Below are 16,437 nucleotides of genomic sequence, written 5' to 3' on the forward strand. Positions count from 1 at the left end.
ATTATTAAGTTAAGCAAGACCTGACTAGTTTCGACTGGTTAGGTCTTTTTTTGTGTCACTCTACTAAGGGTAGTTACTTATAAAATTACGTATCACGAATAAAAAAATCCTTAGTAAATCCAGTAAAGAAAGGAGGTATTAGATTTACTTCAGTGAACATTTATTATCAAGAGTGAGAACTAAAATAGCGCATATCAAAGAAAGGGGATAGAAATGAAAAAGTGGTTGAAGATAGTAGGAATGATTGGATTGATGTTCTCTTTATCAGCTTGTCAAGAAACAAACTCAGCATCAAGCAATGAAAAAGAGGAAAATAAAGTACCAGACCAAGTAGAAATTTATTTAGCGAGGCATGGGAAAACTATGTTGAACACAACGGATCGCTCACAAGGCTGGATTGACGCACCGTTAACACCAGCAGGCATCGCTGTTGCTGAGGATTTAGGGGGAGGATTATCAGATGTAGATTTTGATGCAGTTTATTCTAGTGATAGTGGGCGAGCAGTCGAAACTGCAACGTTAGTATTGAAAAATAATGGACAAGAAAAGCTTTTAGATACATTACACACCGATAAACGATTACGTGAATTTAACTTTGGTACCTACGAAGGAATCCCTAATCCTGAAATGTGGGGTGAAATTGCCAAAGAGCAGGGAAAAACGTTAGAAGAGTGGCAAGCTGAAATGGGCGAAGAAGGATTCGTCAAAACGATTCAAGGTTTTGCAGACACTTTACATGAATTAGATGAAAAGAAACTTGAAGAATTAGGAAAAGAACATGACGTCGCTGCTGACGAAGTGAGTTGGCAAGCGGAAGATTATCAAACCGTCATCGATCGTGTTTCGAGTGCAGTAAATGATATTGTCAAAACAGCAGAGGAAAAAGGTCAAGATAAAATATTAGTCACTTCACACGGCATGACAATTGCTTCATTTGTCGCATCAATCGATGAGTCGGCAGAAGTTCCGCCAACTGGCTTAAAAAATGCCAGTATTTGTAAAATTATTTATCAAGATGGCAAATACACAGTAGAATCAGTTAATGATTTATCTTACTTAGAAAAAGGAGCAAAAGATAAATAAATTAATTTTTTTAAGCAAATAGCAATTTTTTAGAAAATTTATGCATAAAAATTTACAAATGAAAAATTTCATGAGATAACTGATCAATAGAAAATACCTTGGCTATTTTGAATAGTCAAGGTATTTTCTAGTTTACTTTCAATAAAAAGCTTTATGTTTAAGTATTCATTCTGTTAATGCAAATAATCAGTGAGTAATTCAAATTACTCTTCGATTAGTTCTTTGAGAGCATTGGGGCGACTAGTCAAAGTTTTTTCAAGTACCTTCTGTAGGTCATCAGAAACCACATCTAACTGACCTGTTTCAATATCCATTTGAAATGACAGAAACATTTCGGCCACAGGTTGAGGAAGACCACCCGCTACTAAGTTGTCGATAAATCCTTTTTCATCTGTAACAACGGCTTCGATTTCCTTACCGCTTGCTTCCTTTAGTGCATTTGCTAATTCTGAATAAGTGATTGGTGTATTTGATAGTTCAAGAATTTCTGGAAAGTCATTTTTAAACAAAACTTTTGCAGCAGCTTCAGCATATTCACGTTTGAGAGCCCAGCCAGTTTTTCCATTTTTCGCCACATATACAAATTTTCCAGTTGCTAATGCGCGCTGGATAATTGGCATTTCGTTTTCTAAATACCAATTATTTCTTAAAAAGGTATGTTTGATCTCTGCTTGTTTTATTTCTTTTTCAGTGAAAGAATGATCGGCAGCTAGTAGACTTGTTGACTGATCTGCCTTGGGAAAACTTGTGTAAACAATATATGAAACACCAGCTTTTTTAGCTGCTCTAACAACATTCGCATGCTCTGCTTGGCGATTTCCTGGGGCACCTGATACGAAAAGCAAACGATTGATTCCTTGTAGGGATTCAACCATGGAATCCTCATCCGCATAATCACCTATTCGAACATTGAATCCCGCCTCTTGCAATTTTGCTCCTTTTTCTTTATCTCGAGCTAAAGCATAAATGTTCTTTTTATCAACCAGCTTGCTTAGATATTCTAATGCGTATCCTCCAAAACCACCAGTTGCTCCAGTTATTAAATAATTCATATTAAACACTCCTCTAACTTTTTATTTGATAGCTGTACAAATACAATTTACACCTTTATCATAAAGAGTATGTTAAAATAAGTCAAGAAATAAATGTAAAGGAGCCTTAAAAATGAAATACTCCATACAAATGAGCGATGCAATCCACATTCTTGCGTACATCGAACTTTTTAAAGATACAAATCAACTTTCTAGTGAACTGATTGCTAGCAGTGTTGAAACAAACGCTGCGAATATCCGAAAAATCATGGCCAGTTTAAAAAAAGCTGGTCTGATACACACAAAAGTAGGGAAGCCAAATCCTGTTCTTGCAAAAGATCCTAGTGAAATAACTTTTTTAGATGTTTATAAAAGTATTGAAGGAAATACGAATCTAATCCAAGTCGACCCTAAAACAAATCCTAATTGTGTGGTTGGCGCAAATATCCAAGATGTTCTTTTAAAAGAGTATGATTTTCTCCAAAAAAAGGTGGAAGAACAGATGGAACAAATCACATTGGATACCATTCTTCACGATATTTCTTTATTGGAAGTACAACGAAGACCAGAAAATAAAAAAATCATAGAAAAATATCTTTAAGCTAGTTAGAATGTAGAAGTTTAAAGACATAATGAATTTAAACATAAAATCTTTAAAGAAAACTAGAAATCCATAAATAAAGCTGTCAAGGAAAGATGACCTATTTGGTAACCTTGGTAGCTTTATTTATGCGTATACATAAGATAATTTTATTCTTCTTTTATTGCCGTATCTGAAAAACAAACTCAGGTGTAGAAACCACGCTCTTATAAGCAAAGCGAACGATTTTAGATTGGCTACTAACATGTAAATATTTAGCTAAAAAGACGACAGAATTAAATTTCTACGAATCAAAAAAATAGAGAAAACTAGATGAAGTAAACTACCTGAATCAGAACGATAATAATTAGAATCTTGCGCTGGATAAAAAATAAAGTTCCTGTAAATTTTTTTGTTAGGGGTTTCTTGAAAATTTCAATTAAAATCAGATGATAATTTTCTGATTTTCGTGATAATTGCATCAAATCTTTTGAAATTCTTGGGATTTAGTCAGAAAATAGCATCAGGAGGCAGTAAAATGTTAGACAAAGAAGTATATAATCAATTATTTAAACCATCTTTTTCAAAAAAAACACAAGTAACATTTTGGGACGGTTCTACTAAAGAATATGGGGAGACTGAAGGTGAAATCGTTTTTCGCATTGTTTTTAATGAAAAAATCCCAGTGAAAGAGCTAATCAACAACGCTTCATTAGCACTGGGCGAAGCGTATATGAACAAAAAAGTGGAGATTGAAGGCGACTTACAAGAACTAATCTATGATGTGTATAATCAAGCACATGGTTTTTTTCACAATAATAACTTTAAAAAGTGGATGCCAAAAGAAAAACATACAAAAAAACAGTCTGCTCATGATATCCATAGCCATTACGATTTAGGAAATGATTTCTACGAAATGTGGCTAGACCACACATTAACTTATTCTTGTGCTTATTTTGAAACACCAGAGGACACCTTAGAACAAGCACAAATTAATAAAGTCCATCACATCCTTGATAAACTATTTATCAAGCCAGGAGAAACACTCTTAGACATCGGCTGTGGTTGGGGAACTTTAATTTTAACAGCGGCCAAAGAATATCATGTCAAAGCTAGTGGAATCACTTTGAGTGAGGAACAATACCTTCATATTCAAAAAAACATTAAAGAAGAAAACTTGGAAGAACTAGTTTCTGTTGAGTTAAAGGATTATCGAGACTTAACTGAAACTTTTGATCATATAACTAGTGTTGGAATGTTTGAACATGTAGGAGCAGAAAATCTAAAAGAATATTTTGCAGTGATTGATAAACTTTTGGCAACAGGTGGAACAGCACTAATTCATGGCATCAGTCGTCAGCAAGGTGGTGCAAAAAATGCTTGGATTAATAAATATATTTTCCCAGGTGGCTATATACCCGGCGTAACAGAATTAGTAGAACACATGACTGAAAATGATTTGCAGATAATTGATCTTGAAAGTCTACGTCGAGATTATCAATTAACTTTGGAACATTGGACGACTAATTTCCATCAAGTTGCAGATAAAGTGATTGAACAAAAAGATGAAGCATTTTATCGAATGTGGGACTTATACTTACAGGCCTGTGCCGCATCATTTCAAGCTAGCAATATCGACGTCATTCAGTATTTATTAGTTCACCCAAATAACAATATGATTCCAATGCATCGAAATGTTTAAGAAGCGAGTATCTCGCTTCTTTTTTGTTATGATAGACAGACGACTAGTTAAGACATGATAAATAACTTTTGATATTTCACAAGCAAAAGGTATGACAGAAAAATTGGTTCGTACTATTCTGGAATTGTGAGGGGAGAAATTATTTTTGTAATAAGGAAGGAGATTTACTGTGAGTAAAAGAAAAGTTATCATCGTAGGCGCATCACATGGCGGACATCAATCTATTTTGGAATTACTATCTAGATATGGTGAAGATGTGGAAATCACGTTATTTGAGGCTGGAGATTATATTTCGTTTATGTCGTGTGGCATGGAACTTTATTTAGAAGACCAAGTAACAGATGTAAATGATGTCAGAAACTTTCGTCCAGAAAACTTTCCAGAAGCAAATGTTCATATTTTGAACAATCATGAAGTAAAAACAATCAATGCAGATCAAAAGACAGTGACTGTAACGAATACACTGGAAGGTCAAACAAGCGATTATACTTACGACAAATTGATTTTAAGTTCTGGTGTCACACCAAATTCACTTCCAGTTCCAGGAACTGATTTAGAAAATGTTTATTTGATGCGTGGGTATAACTGGGCAACGAAAATCAAAGAAAAACTCAACAACCCTGATGTTAAACAAGTAGCAGTTATTGGTGCTGGATATATTGGTATTGAAGCAGCGGAAGCTTTTTGCAAAGCTGGAAAAGAAGTAATTCTCTTAGATATGATTGATCGCCCATTGGGAACTTATCTGGATCAAGAAATGACAGACATTTTGGAAGGACATCTAACAGAAAAAGGAATCCAAGTAATGACTGGCGCAAAAATCGAAGCATTTCTAGGAGATGGAAAAGTTTCAGCTATTCAAGTAAACGGCGAAGAAATTCCAACTGATCTAATTATTCAAGCAGCAGGAGTAAAAGCCAATACTGAATGGTTAGAAGGAACAGTTGACTTAGACAAACGTGGTTGGATTGTAACCAATGAATACCTTCAAACAAATCTCCCAGACGTGTATGCTGTGGGGGATGCAACACTTGCTTATTCGATTCCGGCACGTGCAAAAATGCCGATTGCTTTGGCAACAGTTGCCAGAAGAGAAGCACGTTATGTTGTCCAACATTTATTTGAAAGTATCCCAAGCAAACCTTTTGGTGGCGTGGTCGGTTCATCAGCTTTGAGCGTGTTTGACTATCATTTTGCTGCAAGTGGCTTGAATAGTTTTACCGCGGATAAAGCCGGGGTATCGATTGCTTCAGCTTACTTTGAAGATACTTTACGACCAAAATATGTACCAGAAAAATTCGGAAATACGAGAGTTTCTGTTCAATTATTTTTCAATCCAATGACCCATCAAATTTTGGGTGGGGCTGTGTTATCAACGTATGATATTACTGCTCAAGGAAATGTATTAGCTTTAGCAATCCAACAAAAATTAACCCTAGAAGATTTAGCTGAGGCAGACTTTTTCTTCCAACCAGGATTTGACCGTCAATGGAGCTTAGTGAATTTGGCAGCCCAACATGCATTGGCTGAAAAAGAATTTATTGAATAAGTTTCATATGTCTTATGGACAAAAATAGGAAAAGCGATCAATCAATTGATTGATCGCTTTTATGATTTCTTTTATTTGTTAGGAAGTCTTATTATCTTGTGTGTATGTCCACGAAGTATTCCAAAAAAGAATAACTAAAAACCATAGGCTACAGTCATACTGTCAAAGCTATTCCATTTATAACGTGGTTATCATCAATCAAAAAAATGTTGCACTACCATACAAAAAAAGATGGAATAACAAAAACATGATACTATTTTTATGCAGTCAGAATCGTTATTCAAAAATAGAGGAGGAATCTTAATGAAAAAAGGAATCAAGTCAGGGCTAGCAATTTTCACGATTATGGTATTTGGAATTGTAAGCGGTAATCAAGCAGTGTCGGCGAGCACGAATGATGCTGGAGCGAAATATGACGATAAACTCGTTACAATCCAGAGTGTGTTAGATCCTTGGTGGGTTGTTGATTATGATACAGAAACTTCAACGATATCGACAGATTTGAATCAAGGAATTGATAGTCAAAAATGGCTCATGTCCTATAATGAACAAGAAGATGCTTATTTTATTTCTTCACACTATGTTCCTGATGCGCTCGATGAAGGTGAACGATTGAAATATCCTAAATTTTTAATCGCTTCTTCAGTGAAAGATGAACAAGGTAACGAGGTTATCAATACAGAAGTAGAGTATCCTAATGAACGAAGTTTTTGGCGTTTAGTTGAAGACAACGAACACAAGAATGGAGAAGTTTATTACTTAGAAAATGTTTTTAATGGGAAAATGATGGACGCGCCAAAGTTACATCTAGGAAAAAAACATCAGCTGATTACATTCCCGAAAAATGGTGGAGATAATCAAAAATGGCTCATTCAAGTGGAAGAAGCTGTAGATCAAAATTAAGTTGATATTTCATTACATAATATACTTGAATAATGACCGATGATTTGCAAATATTAGAGTGCTGTTTCCTGAATCCCTAGACTTTTGCTTTAGGGTATTCATTTATGAAACAGCACTCTTTTTATTAACGAATAGTGGATAAAAATAATTCAAAATTTTGCGCGTCAGCTATCTTTTGCTGTAGTTTTTGATTTTCAACTAGATCAGATAAATATTCAAAAAATACTTGGAGCTGCTCTTTATCTTCTTCAGCAACTGCCAGCAGAAAAATAATTTTGACTGTTGCAGTTTGACGCCAGAAAATCGGTTCTTTCGAGATATAAACAAAAATTTTTGTTTGTTGGATCGACGCATCGATTGCATGAGGAATGGCAATCAAATTCGTAATATTCGGTGGTGCAATTTGCTCCCGTGCAATCACTTTTGCAATAAAATCTTCAGAGACAATTTCTTGTTCTTGTAAAATCATTCCGATTGACTGGATTAATTCGTTCCGCGTGATTTTTTGATCGTTGACGATAAACAAGGTTGGATCAAACAGGCTTAAAAAATGACGTTTTTCTTCTTCTTCAGCTAAAAGTTTTTCAATTTTCTCCATTCCTTGTTTAATATCTAAAAAGTCAATTTGGATAACAGGAATCTGTTTATTTTTAAGTGGAACTGTTGAGATAAGAAAATCAATAGTTGTTAACTTTTTTGTTTGATAAGCTGTGTAAGAAATAGTATCAACGATTTCTAACTGATCAGCAAAACGCTTCTTTAACATTGCTTCAATCAGCCGGCTTGTCGAGACACCTTGACCACAGACAACTAAAATCCGTTTTTTATCTGCTGTGTGCGCTTTTTTTCGTTCGATAGCTGCTGCAATGTGTAAAGCTAGGTAACCAATGTCATCTTCTGTGAACTCAAAAGTGCTTAGCCACTTACTATTATTTGTTGCCAAAACTGCCAGCTCAAAAGCATACGAAAAATTCTTTTTGATCTCCGATAACAGGGGATTTTTTTTATTTTTCATAATTTCCTTTAACGTCAGATAACTAGAAAAATGAATAAAGAGATCTTTTCGCAAAACTTCATCTTGTTGCAGATCTTCGCCAATCATTTCGTTAATTTCTATTAACATCTGGTCAATGAATTGATAGATTTTAGTTGTTTGACTACTGGAATGTTGTGGCTGTTGTAAATCTAAAAAAAGATGGTTCTGTAGCCAAATTTCATCTTGCAGATCAAATCTAACTTGATTCTTTTTTTCAATTGTTGCTAAAAGTTCTCTGATTGAAGACTGAATTTTTTCATCGATGATAAAAAAACTGGAAACAGCTTCAAGATGATGCTGATTTTTCACTCGAAGAATAGCAATTGCCAAATGGATAACAAAGTTTTTTCGGTGGTAGTCAGAAATCTTATACAAATCAGGTGGAAAGTAATCTGTTACTAATTGAGATAGTTCGACTAAATTGATCTCGTGAAACAGCTCGTATTCATTTCGTGAGAACTGTGAGATATAACTTTCAAAATTTTTTTCAATCAATTGATCTGAAATTACTTGACGAATGGCTGATTCTTCCCCAATGAGTTTATACCCAATGTTAACTTTTGAAGTGATTTTGACCTCATAAGAAGCAAGTAATAAACGAAGCTGACGAATATAACCTAAGATCGTCGTTCGCCCAACATACAATTGATTGCACAGTTCATCTAATGTTTTTTCTTTCTCTGAAAATAAGAATAAAAATAATAATTGCCTGATTCGGTCTTCAGAAGTTTCTAGTTGATGGGATGGGGTGGTTGATTGTGAATGTAGCTCAGTAAATAGTTCTTGAACATTTTCTTTTTGTAACATTTCGTATCCCACACCTCTTTTGAGAACGACTGTTGTATCATATTTTGATAGAAAATCATTTAGTTCTTTCAAATCATTTCTGATTGTTCGCTTAGAAACCGAAAAATCAGAAGCCAGTTGCTCACTGGAACAATTTTTTTCGCTATAGAGACGCTGAAACAACTGATTTAACCTCTTGTACGCAAACATAATTATCTCCCCCTTATTTGTTATCATATATAGGAATGTTCTGAATTACAATTGGCAGATTTTGGTAAGAAATCAAAAGCTGGGAAAAGGCTTACAACATCAAGGCACTATGAATTATTTTGAAAGTTGTCGAATGATTTCCATTTAATAACGGAAGTCGTTGAACTAAAAAATTCATCTTTTTCCACTTTGAAAGGGAAAGAGAAGTGGTATCGAATGTATGCGATTTCATTTATAGTATGGATAGCGAGGAGGTAATCGAGTGAAAGAAATCGAACAGAACTATTTGTGTGAAAATCATTTAGTCTTCCAATCAAAGGTGGCTAATTGGGAAGAGGCAGTCAACTTAGCTGCAAGACCTTTGTTACAAGAACGAATCATTGAAGAAAAATATATTCAGGCAATGATTAAAAACGTTCGAGAAATGGGTACGTACATTGTTTTAGTACCACGAGTTGCAATGCCTCACGCCCGGCCAGAGGCAGGTGCTTTAGGGACAGGATTTAGTATTTTGAAATTAGCTGAGCCAATTTCTTTTGGCGATGCAAAAGAGGTGTATTTAATTATTTGTCTAGCAACGGATAATAATGAAGCGCATCTAGCAATGCTTCAAAAAATTTCTGCACTAATTGATGAAGAGGAAAAAGTCGATGCATTACTAGAAACTTCGACAAAAAAAGCATTTATAAAACTAGCAGAAATGTTTATCAAAGAAGAGGAGGAATTTTAATGATCAAAATTATTACAGTGTGTGGAAATGGAATTGGTAGTAGTAATTTGTTGGCAATGAAAATTAATCAGATTGCGAAAAAGAATGGGTTTGAAGTTGATGCGAAATCCAGTGATTTTAATGCAGCGTTAGGCGAAGAGCCTGATCTTTTTGTAACAGTTGATGAATTTGCCAAACAGTTTCCTGCAAACAAAAAAGTTGCTGTTGTTAGAAGTTACGCAGACAAGAAAAAAATTTCAGAAGACATTTTACCGGTATTAGAAGAACTAAGTAAAGGGTAATCAGTTATCTTATATGGCCGTATAAGAAGATTAAATAGAACAATAAAACAGGAGGATTCATAATGGAATTTTTGGAATTTCTCAAGGATATGTTTAGTGAACCAGCAATTTTGATGGGGTTAGTTGCTTTGGTTGGCTTGGTTGCAATGAAAGCACCTGGACACAAAATTTTAACCGGAACATTGGGTCCAATTCTTGGTTACTTAATGTTAGCAGCAGGGGCAGACGTTATTAGTGGAAATCTTGATCCACTTTCTCAGATGATTGAAAAAGGATTCCACATTACAGGAGTAGTGCCAAATAATGAAGCTGTAACTTCTGTCGCACAAAAAATTCTTGGTGTTGAGACAATGTCGATTTTAATTGTTGGACTGATTGTTAATTTATTAGTCGCACGTTTTACCCGTTATAAATATGTCTTTTTAACTGGTCATCATTCATTCTTTATGGCGTGTTTATTATCGGCAGTGTTGGGTGCAGTTGGCTTTTCTGGAACTTCTTTGATTTTAGTCGGTGGCTTTTTCTTAGGTGCATGGAGTGCAATCTCGCCAGCAATTGGTCAAAAATATACGCTTCGTGTCACTGATGGTGATGAAATCGCTATGGGACACTTCGGTTCGATTGGTTATTATTTATCAGCCTTTATTGGTAGCATCGTTGGGAAAGGTTCAAAGTCGACAGAAGACATTCAAGTACCAGAAAAGTTTGGGTTCTTACGAAACACGACAATTTCTACAGCATTAACGATGGTGATCTTTTACTTGATCTCCGCGATTGCGGCAGGACCTGAATTTGTTTCGACTTTGTCAGATGGGAAATCACCATATTTGTTCGCAATTCTTTGCGGATTAAAATTTGCAGTAGGCGTTACAATTGTTTATTCTGGTGTCCGTATGATTCTTGCTGATTTATTACCTGCATTTCAAGGAATTGCGGATAAAGTCATTCCAAATGCTGTACCAGCTGTTGACTGTGCTGTATTTTTTCCATATGCACAAACAGCAGTTATCATTGGCTTTATTTCAAGTTTTGTCGGTGGCTTGATTGGCATGTTCATTCTCGGTGCTTTTGGTGGTGTGTTGATTATTCCAGGATTAGTTCCACACTTTTTCTGTGGTGCAACTGCAGGTGTCTACGGCAATGCGACAGGGGGACGACGTGGTGCAGTGGTTGGTTCCTTCGTCAATGGCTTATTCTTAGCCTTTTTACCAGCCTTGTTACTACCAGTTTTAGGACAGTTAGGGTTTTCAAATGCAACCTTTGGTGATTTTGACTTTGGCTGGATTGGTATTTTATTAGGAAAAGTTGGTGGTCAATTTGGACAAACGGGAATTTATGTCATCATTGTGGCAGTTCTAGTCGCTTTGATTGCCCCAAGTATTATTCGACCATCCAAAACAGCAATTAATAATGAAGAAATGGAGCTTGATTAAAATGAATTTTAACCTTGATATTTATTCAGATGGTGCAGTGATTGAAGAGATGTTGAAAATGAAAACTGCTGGAATCGTTTCGGGATTTACAACTAATCCTAGTTTGATGAAGCAGGCGGGAATTACGAATTATGTTGCTTTTGCAAAAGAAGTATTAGAAAAAGTTGAAGGATTACCTATCAGTTTTGAAGTTTTTGCCGATGATTTTGCAACAATGGAGAAGGAAGCTTTGAAACTCGCCGAATTGGGTGACAATGTTTATGTCAAAATTCCAATCATGAATACGAAAGGCGAGGCATCGACCGAATTAATCCAGCGATTATCAGAAAAAGGATTGAAACTTAACATCACAGCTATCATGACTTTAGAACAAGTAGAAACTACAGTTGATGCATTAGCGAAAGGTACTGAAAACATTGTATCGGTTTTTGCCGGACGTGTTGCTGACACCGGGATTGATCCATTACCATTGATGGAAAACTCGTTGGAGATTTGTCGCCATAAAGAAGGAACCAAATTACTTTGGGCAAGTTCCAGAGAAGTTTATAACATCGTGCAAGCAGAACAGTTAGGGGTTGATATTATTACCGTGACACCTGCAATTCTTTCTAAATTGTCGATGTACCACATGGACCTGAATGAACTTTCGCTGGAAACAGTCAAAATGTTCAATCGAGATATCCAAACGTTAGGATTTACTATTTTAGATGAAGAATAACTGATCAAACTAAAAAAGAAGCTTGAAGCAATCCGTTGATTGTTTTAAGCTTCTCTTTTTATCAGTTTTTACTAAACTAGTTAGCAGTAACTAGTTTATTTTTTGCTTTCTCAGGTAAGTCTTTTTGATCAATTGTATTGGGGCCTTCGATGATTCGTTTTTTACTCATGGTTACTTTGACATACGAATTAGGAACTAATGGTTGAGCATTATCATTAGAAATTTGGATGTTTCGTTTTTCAGTTTCGCCGTCTTCCTTAACAAAAGTCAAGTCGTAGTCGTAAGAATACCAAGGACTATTGTCGCCAATCCCACTTTCACTTTTGTGTTTTACTTTAGCTGGGACTTGGTTTGGGACATGTGCATAGGCGACTTCGCCAACATAAGTATCTTGATAATATTGATAACCTTTAAATCCACCAAATGCCAATAATGCCAAAAATACTAAGCCAATTACTTTTTTCATTTTATCACCTTTTCTCCTAGGAATATGTTCTAGTATAGCAAGGGTACTCCAAGTTTGGGCTAACAGGGCGCTAACAGTTTTGCAAGATAAACAAATGTAAAAATGAATCCTAAAAAGGAGAAACTACGCATTCATTTGACCTCTCTTTTAACTATAACTATTCACTGGAAAAAACGAAAATTCGTGCCTTCCTATTTAAAAATAAGAATGAAGGTTGAAGTAGTAGAGGAGCGATTTGAGATATAAAAAATAAAAAACACTGTGAAAGAAACAGTGTTTTTAAAAAAACGAATTTAGTTTTAGAGATGATTTCTTTAATTTATTAAAAGTCAGACCAGTCAGAGTCATCATTTTCTATTAAGTTTGGTAGTGGCTCTGAAGAAACCGTCTCAGACTCAATAGAAGGAGAAAGACTTTCTAAGTTTTCAGATTCATTTTTAGAATTACGATCAGCAGAATATTTATCACTTAAATATTCTTTTAAAGTATCGCGATCCCATAATTCAACATTTCCCTCTTGTGCAAGCTGTTTCGCACTTGCAGAAAAATAGTTATTTGAAATTACGCTAACTTTATCAAGCTTGTAAAATGTTTTTCCTGCCAATACTTGTTGAACGATGCTGTTTCCAAGTACACTTGAATGTTTTCGGCATTGAAAACCATAAGATGTCGTTCCCATTGTGGCAAGTAAGTCTAGTCCTTGGTTATCTGAATTAACAGCATTATTAATGTCACTGTAGCCAATTTTTTTTAAGAGTTGTTCACAGTATCGTCCAAATTCAACTTGAGTTAGTTGATCAATTTTTTGTAGTTCAAATTCAAAACTCTTCCGCTGTACACGATCCATCTCGTGAACTATTTTCTTTTTTTGTTTGTTTAAGTCTTGAAGTTCATTTTTTATATGTTTTTTTTCAGCAGCTGAGTGCTCAATTTCTTGATTGATTTTATTTAGATGATTCAGTCTTGAGTGATCAAATCCTAATTTCTCTAATAGTATTAGTCGAAGAAATTTTGGCAGAATAAAGTAAGCAAATACAAGGCTAATCCCAAAACCTCCAAGTCGTTCACTTAATGTACTACTTGCATCAAATAAAAGAGCAATCCCCGAAATACCAAAAAGTGCTGCCATAATAATTCTAAAAGTTTTCATTTAATATGCCTCCAATTTTTATTTTCTTTTTCATAGTAAGAACATAACTATCCAATCTGTTAAATAGGCATTCAGAATTATTTATATTCCTAAGTTTTTTCACAAAGGAGAAGAAAGTAGTGCTAATTATAGTTAATAATTCATGTTTCCCCTAAAAAAAGGACTAGAATATTTAGTTATTAAAAAATATCATTTTTGTTATTTCTTTTTTAATTATACACTAAAAAAGTTTAGCCTTTTAATAAAACAAAGAGTTATGTAGCTATTAAAACCCCAAAAAATATAATGGCTTACAAAAAAAGCGGACCAATAAATAGTCCACACTTAAAGTCATAAAATAGTTTTTCTTTTACATCTTTATTATACCGCAAAAAAAATTGTAATTGTAGCCTTGTTTTTGACCTGAAGTGGCTGTAAACTGCTATTCCGTAGATAAATCATTTACGACACATTTTTAGTAATTTATAAAATAGGCAAAGGGCGTGTTTACTTGAAGGATGTACAGAAAAAAGAACAACAGCATTTAACGTCAGTTTATCAAGAGTTGAAAGCAGAACAAAAACGATTACTGCAGTTGATTCAACAAAAAGATCAGCATGGACGACAACACATCGAAGAAATGACTGGTGATATTCGCTTAAATATGGATAATATCACGGACAATTTAGACACCTTTGCCAATATTGAAGCATTGAATCGGCAAATTGACCAGTACAATATTCAACTGGATTCTGCCAGAAAAAATTTGAAAAAGGTTGAACGATTATTGGCCTCACCTTATTTTGGTAAAATTTCTGTGGACTTTTTAGAAGAAGAGTCAGAAGAAGATTTCTATATTGGGATCAATGGTTTTACCACTGAAAAAGGATTAGATTTAATCTACGACTGGCGTTCGCCGATTGCTGAACTATTTTATAACAATGAATTAGGGAATTCTCATTATCAGGTGAATGACCGAGACATTGAAGTAGCAATTCAAAATCGTCGACAATTAATTACGAAAGAAGGTCAACTAATCAATTATTTTGATACTAAGACGACCATTCAAGATGATGTATTGCTCGATGTGCTAGCGCAAAATACTTCAAGCACAATGCGAGATATTACGGCGACAATCCAACAAGAACAAAATCGGATTATTCGCGAACAAGAAGCAAAAAATGTACTAGTAAATGGTGTAGCTGGTAGCGGGAAAACTTCGACAATCATGCAAAGAATCGCGTATCTCCTTTATCAAAATCAGCGGACATATTCTGCAAAAGACCTCTTGATTTTTTCACCTAACCAAGCATTTGGTCATTATATTGCAGATGTCTTGCCTAGTTTAGGGGAAGAAAATCCACCGACGTTAACCATTTTACAATTAGCAAGAGATTTTTCAGAAACTAAAGTAGAAGATGAGACAACTTATTTTCAACGAATCAGTCGGCAAGAGGCGACCAAACAAGAACGCGTTTTGCGAAGCCAAGCATTTATTACATTTATTTTAGAGAATACTCGTTCACTACAGGTTACCTTCAATGAAATCAACCAAAAGAAACAAGTCTTCTTTACACCTGAACAAATTACTGAATTGTTTCACGAGACACCAACAAATTATGACTTACGTGAACGAATTGCAGGTACCAAGGAAAAAATGCTTCAGCAATGGGAACATCATTTGCTGCAACAAAGCCAAAGTGCAAAATTGCGAAATCAGTTACTGGAACTGACAGAAAAACAGCAACAAAAATATTTTGGTAAATTATTAACTGAAAAGTCAGAAGCAGCGTTGGCAAAATATGCCGAAATCTTGTTGAGAAAAAAATATAGGAGAGTAACAGAACAAATTAGCGAGTTGGATTGGATAGACAGTACAAACCTAATCGTACAACTGTATCAAGCATTTACTGGGGAAAAATATTTGCTGCAAGAAATTTGGACCCTTGATGAAGCCATCATCCAATTGTTTATTCACCATACTTTAGTTGAAAAGTTTGAATTATTGGATTACAAAGTCATCTTGATTGATGAAATTCAAGATTACACGCCTGCTCAACTTCAACTAATTCGTCATTTTTGGCCACATGCTGATTTGACAATGGTGGGAGATGAAAATCAAGGAATTTTTAATAGTCAGATTTCTTTTTCTGAAATCACTGAGTTGATGGGGGAAGAGATTGTTTATTATCAATTGACAACGAGTTATCGTTCGAGTGGCGCAATCACCAAATTATTTGCGTCATTACTGGAAAATCCGGAAGATATGCAAATTACTCCTATCCGTCCAGACGGTGAAGCTATTCGTTGGCTGCGTTACGATCAAATGTCAGCATTCAATCGGTTAGTTGGACAGCTTGATCCTGAAAAAAAATATACGATCTTGACAAAAACATTAGCAGAAGCAGAAGATGTACGGGTATTGCTTTCTGATCATATGTCTCAAAAAATACAAATTTTACCAATTGAATTGGCCAAAGGATTAGAGTTTGACAATGTGATCTTGTTTAATGTTTCCGCCAAAAATTATCAGACGGAGCAAGATCAACGACTGCTTTATACAGCGATTTCTCGTGGAACGCAAGCGGTGTGGATGACGTATGAAGAAGAATTGACAAATTTTTTAACCAAACAGTTGAAGTAAAATTGAATTGATTAAGTAAAGGAAGATGCTTAAACACATTACTCATACTTCTGCAGAACCTTGTTCAAAAAAATACTAGACTATACAAGATTTTTATTCGTTTTTTGAATCCTTTTAGAACAGCTAAAAACAAAGTAAAACTCCTACCTAAATTTT

At 34.9% G+C, this 16,437-nt stretch carries 14 protein-coding genes; 10 read left to right on the plus strand and 4 right to left on the minus strand.

What is annotated here, in order from left to right:
* Positions 1-213: 213 nt before the first annotated feature.
* Entirely contained in the window at positions 214-1,083 is an 870-nt protein-coding gene (locus tag JZO71_RS01835; RefSeq protein WP_206897896.1) for a histidine phosphatase family protein, read from the plus strand.
* A gap of 203 nt (positions 1,084-1,286) precedes the next feature.
* Here JZO71_RS01835 and JZO71_RS01840 read toward each other — a convergent pair whose 3' ends face one another.
* Complete coding sequence (locus JZO71_RS01840; protein WP_206897897.1) at positions 1,287-2,135, minus strand: SDR family oxidoreductase; 849 nt, start codon at positions 2,133-2,135, stop codon at positions 1,287-1,289.
* 112 nt (positions 2,136-2,247) lie between these two features.
* Here JZO71_RS01840 and JZO71_RS01845 point away from each other — a divergent pair, with 112 nt between their 5' ends.
* The 4 genes from JZO71_RS01845 (at position 2,248) to JZO71_RS01860 (ending at position 6,848) form a co-directional block, all read left to right on the plus strand.
* Entirely contained in the window at positions 2,248-2,715 is a 468-nt protein-coding gene (locus JZO71_RS01845) for an Rrf2 family transcriptional regulator (protein WP_206897898.1), read from the plus strand.
* Positions 2,716-3,232: 517 nt separating this feature from the next.
* The gene (locus tag JZO71_RS01850) at positions 3,233-4,396 is read left to right on the plus strand and encodes an SAM-dependent methyltransferase (RefSeq protein WP_206897899.1); all 1,164 of its coding nucleotides are present in this window, start codon (positions 3,233-3,235) and stop codon (positions 4,394-4,396) included.
* A gap of 169 nt (positions 4,397-4,565) precedes the next feature.
* Positions 4,566-5,945: an FAD-dependent oxidoreductase gene (locus tag JZO71_RS01855; RefSeq protein WP_206897900.1), complete on the plus strand. Its 1,380-nt coding sequence runs from the start codon at positions 4,566-4,568 to the stop codon at positions 5,943-5,945.
* 303 nt (positions 5,946-6,248) lie between these two features.
* The gene (locus tag JZO71_RS01860; protein ID WP_206897901.1) at positions 6,249-6,848 is read left to right on the plus strand and encodes a hypothetical protein; all 600 of its coding nucleotides are present in this window, start codon (positions 6,249-6,251) and stop codon (positions 6,846-6,848) included.
* 124 nt (positions 6,849-6,972) lie between these two features.
* On the opposite strand, the gene JZO71_RS01865 is transcribed toward JZO71_RS01860, so the two are convergent.
* On the minus strand, positions 6,973-8,880 hold the full coding sequence (locus JZO71_RS01865; protein ID WP_206897902.1) for a BglG family transcription antiterminator: 1,908 nt from the start codon (positions 8,878-8,880) through the stop codon (positions 6,973-6,975).
* 262 nt (positions 8,881-9,142) lie between these two features.
* Here JZO71_RS01865 and JZO71_RS01870 point away from each other — a divergent pair, with 262 nt between their 5' ends.
* From JZO71_RS01870 to JZO71_RS01885, 4 genes are all read left to right on the plus strand, one after another.
* Positions 9,143-9,610 (plus strand): PTS sugar transporter subunit IIA, encoded by a 468-nt coding sequence (locus JZO71_RS01870; RefSeq protein WP_206897903.1) that lies wholly within the window; start codon positions 9,143-9,145, stop codon positions 9,608-9,610.
* On the plus strand, positions 9,610-9,891 hold the full coding sequence (locus JZO71_RS01875; protein WP_067481906.1) for a PTS sugar transporter subunit IIB: 282 nt from the start codon (positions 9,610-9,612) through the stop codon (positions 9,889-9,891). The genes JZO71_RS01870 and JZO71_RS01875 overlap by 1 nt, the downstream gene beginning before the upstream one ends.
* A gap of 62 nt (positions 9,892-9,953) precedes the next feature.
* Positions 9,954-11,324, plus strand: a complete 1,371-nt coding sequence (gene ulaA / locus JZO71_RS01880) for a PTS ascorbate transporter subunit IIC (RefSeq protein ID WP_067481908.1) — start codon at positions 9,954-9,956, stop codon at positions 11,322-11,324.
* 1 nt (position 11,325) lies between these two features.
* Entirely contained in the window at positions 11,326-12,042 is a 717-nt protein-coding gene (locus JZO71_RS01885; protein WP_206897904.1) for a transaldolase, read from the plus strand.
* A gap of 76 nt (positions 12,043-12,118) precedes the next feature.
* Here JZO71_RS01885 and JZO71_RS01890 read toward each other — a convergent pair whose 3' ends face one another.
* Both JZO71_RS01890 and JZO71_RS01895 read right to left on the minus strand, forming a co-directional pair.
* Positions 12,119-12,508, minus strand: coding sequence for a YxeA family protein (locus JZO71_RS01890; protein ID WP_206897905.1), 390 nt, complete (start codon positions 12,506-12,508; stop codon positions 12,119-12,121).
* A gap of 322 nt (positions 12,509-12,830) precedes the next feature.
* Positions 12,831-13,658 (minus strand): restriction endonuclease, encoded by an 828-nt coding sequence (locus JZO71_RS01895; protein WP_206897906.1) that lies wholly within the window; start codon positions 13,656-13,658, stop codon positions 12,831-12,833.
* A 490-nt stretch (positions 13,659-14,148) separates the two neighbouring features.
* Here JZO71_RS01895 and JZO71_RS01900 point away from each other — a divergent pair, with 490 nt between their 5' ends.
* Complete coding sequence (locus JZO71_RS01900; RefSeq protein WP_206897907.1) at positions 14,149-16,281, plus strand: HelD family protein; 2,133 nt, start codon at positions 14,149-14,151, stop codon at positions 16,279-16,281.
* The last annotated feature ends 156 nt before the right edge of the window (positions 16,282-16,437 follow it).

Source organism: Candidatus Enterococcus courvalinii, from assembly GCF_017315945.1.
Lineage (GTDB): Bacteria > Bacillota > Bacilli > Lactobacillales > Enterococcaceae > Enterococcus_B > Enterococcus_B courvalinii.

Bases quoted from the DNA above. Each gene is read 5' to 3' on its own strand.
- JZO71_RS01835 (WP_206897896.1), top strand. From the start codon at position 214: ATGAAAAAGTGGTTGAAGATAGTAGGAATGATTGGATTGATGTTCTCT.
- JZO71_RS01840 (WP_206897897.1), bottom strand. From the start codon at position 2,135: ATGAATTATTTAATAACTGGAGCAACTGGTGGTTTTGGAGGATACGCA.
- JZO71_RS01845 (WP_206897898.1), top strand. From the start codon at position 2,248: ATGAAATACTCCATACAAATGAGCGATGCAATCCACATTCTTGCGTAC.
- JZO71_RS01850 (WP_206897899.1), top strand. From the start codon at position 3,233: ATGTTAGACAAAGAAGTATATAATCAATTATTTAAACCATCTTTTTCA.
- JZO71_RS01860 (WP_206897901.1), top strand. From the start codon at position 6,249: ATGAAAAAAGGAATCAAGTCAGGGCTAGCAATTTTCACGATTATGGTA.
- JZO71_RS01865 (WP_206897902.1), bottom strand. From the start codon at position 8,880: ATGTTTGCGTACAAGAGGTTAAATCAGTTGTTTCAGCGTCTCTATAGC.
- JZO71_RS01875 (WP_067481906.1), top strand. From the start codon at position 9,610: ATGATCAAAATTATTACAGTGTGTGGAAATGGAATTGGTAGTAGTAAT.
- ulaA (WP_067481908.1), top strand. From the start codon at position 9,954: ATGGAATTTTTGGAATTTCTCAAGGATATGTTTAGTGAACCAGCAATT.
- JZO71_RS01885 (WP_206897904.1), top strand. From the start codon at position 11,326: ATGAATTTTAACCTTGATATTTATTCAGATGGTGCAGTGATTGAAGAG.
- JZO71_RS01890 (WP_206897905.1), bottom strand. From the start codon at position 12,508: ATGAAAAAAGTAATTGGCTTAGTATTTTTGGCATTATTGGCATTTGGT.
- JZO71_RS01895 (WP_206897906.1), bottom strand. From the start codon at position 13,658: ATGAAAACTTTTAGAATTATTATGGCAGCACTTTTTGGTATTTCGGGG.